Raw genomic sequence first — 2,351 nt, forward strand, 5'->3', positions numbered from 1 at the left:
GCAGCTCATCCCCACAATCACCACCGGGTCATCCCCCACACCACCCACCCCGGGCCGGGCCACCCCAAGACCCGACTCCACACCCACCCCACCCACAACCTCACCACGCAGATGACGGGCCAACGCGGTGATCGTCGGCTGGTCGAAGGCGAGACTCGGGGGCAGGAGGAGGCCGGTGGCCTCGGCCAGGCGGTCTCGGAGCTCCACGGCCGTCACCGAGCTGAAGCCAAGGTCTTGGAAGGCGCGGTCGACTTCCACCTCGGCCTCCGGATAGTGCAGCACTTCGGCGGCTGTGGCCCGTATGAGCCTGGTCAAGTGGCGCTCCTGCTCGGCGGAGGACAGCGGGGAGAGCCGAGCCAGCAGCCGCTCGGTGGCTTCCGCGCCCGCTTCGGCCGCCGATTCCGTGGCGTGTTCGGCGGCGTGTTCGGCGGCGCGTTCCGTGGCGGGGCCGGCGGGCGCGCCGACTCCCATGGGCTGGGCACCGGTTGCTGTTTCGGGTGCGGCAACCCAGTAGCGCCTGCCCTGGAACGCGTAGGTGGGGAGGTCGTGCCAACCGTCCCAGCGGGCGGCGGCGCTCCCGTAGACGGCGTTCCAGTCCACCGTTACTCCGTGGACGGCCAGCCGGGCCAAAGCGGTGACCAATGTGCCGGTCTGCGGCCGGTCGTGGCGCTGCATGCCGACGGACAGCACCGGCCCGGAAGCCCCGGGCCGATGGGCGGCCACCGTCTGCTCGACCATGCCGGAGAGCACGGTGTCCGGCCCCAGCTCCACGAAGCCGGTGGCGCCGGAGGCGGCGGCCGTGGCGATCGCGTCGGCGAACCACACGGTGGAGCGGACCTGGTCCACCCAGTACCCGGAGTCCTGCCACTCGCCGCTCACCGTCGTACCCGTGACGGTCGAGACGACCGGCAGCTCCGGCTCCCGGAAGGAGACATCCGCCAGCACATCGGCGAAGGCTCCGGTCATCGGGTCCATGAGCGGGGAGTGGAAGGCGTGGCTGACCCTGAGCCGTTTGAACCGGCGGCCCCGTTCCCGCCAAATCTGTGCCAGCCGGTCCACCGCCGCCTCTTCCCCCGAGAACACCACCGAGTCCGGGCCGTTGACGGCGGCGACCGCGACACTGTCCCGGTACTCGGCCGGCAGTTCCCGGGCCTCCTCGGCGGTGACCTGCACCGCCACCATGGCGCCTTCGGCGGGCAGGTCCTGCATCAGCCGGCCGCGCGCGGCGACCATGCGCGCCGCGTCCTCCAGCGACAGCGCGCCCGCCACATGCGCGGCGGCGATCTCGCCCACCGAGTGGCCGACCAGGAACCGGGGCCGCACGCCCCAGGACTCCACCAGCCGGTAGAGGCCCACTTCGAAGGCGAACAGGCCTGTCTGCGCGTACACGGTCTGGTCCAGCAGCCGTGCCTCCTCGCTTCCGGGTTCGGCCCAGAGGACCTGTCGCAGCGGGTGGGGCACCGAGTCGGAGAGTTCCCGGTCCACGGCCGCGCACGCCGCGTCGAACGCCTCGGCGAAGGCGGGATGGTGGCGGTGCAGCTCCCGGCCCATGCCGGGCCGTTGCGCCCCCTGACCGGGGAAGACGAACGCCAACTGGGGGGCGTCGGCGGCCGCGGTGGCGCGTACGACACCGGGCGCCGGGTCGCCCGCCGCGATGGCCTCCAGTCCGGCGAGGAAGCCTTCGCGGTCCGCGGCCACGACCGCCGCCCGGGTGTCGAGCCCGGCGCGCCGGGTAGCCAGCGCGTGGCCGACACCGGCCAGGTCCACGGCGTCGATGCTCTCGTGCGCGGCCAGCCACTCCCGTAGCCGTGCGGCCTGGCCGCGCACCCCGGCCGGCCCCCGGCCGGACACGAGCCACGGCACCGGTCCGGCATCCGCCCCGGGTTCCGGGCCGGTGGCTTTCGGGTCGGCCGGGGGCGCGGGAGGCTGCTCCAGGATGACGTGGGCGTTGGTGCCGCTGACGCCGAAGGAGGACACGCCGGCTCGGCGGGGGCGGTCCGCCTCCGGCCACGGCCGGGGCTCCGTGAGCAGTGAGACCGCGCCCGTCGACCAGTCCACCTCCGTGGAGGGCCGGTCGATGTGCAGGGTGCGCGGCAGTTCCCCGTGCCGCAGCGCCATCACCATCTTGATCACGCCCGCAGCACCGGCGGCGGCCTGGGTGTGGCCGATGTTGGACTTCACCGAACCGAGCCACAGCGGCCGGTCCTCGGTGTGCTCCTGGCCGTAGGTGGCCAGCAACGCCTGCGCTTCGATGGGGTCGCCGAGCCGGGTGCCGGTGCCGTGGGCCTCGACCGCGTCCACGTCGGCCGCCGTCAGGCCCGCGTTCGCCAACGCCTGCCGGATCACCCGCT

Annotated in this window: 1 protein-coding gene; it reads right to left on the bottom strand. The window is 73.8% G+C overall.

Annotated features, from left to right (window positions below; genetic code table 11):
- A partial coding sequence (locus ABFY07_RS42590) for a type I polyketide synthase (RefSeq protein WP_346179601.1) occupies positions 1-2,351 on the bottom strand: 2,351 nt, incomplete at both ends.

It is taken from the genome of Streptomyces sparsogenes subsp. cuspidosporus (assembly GCF_039532705.1).
Taxonomy (GTDB): Bacteria; Actinomycetota; Actinomycetes; order Streptomycetales; family Streptomycetaceae; genus Streptomyces; species Streptomyces sparsogenes.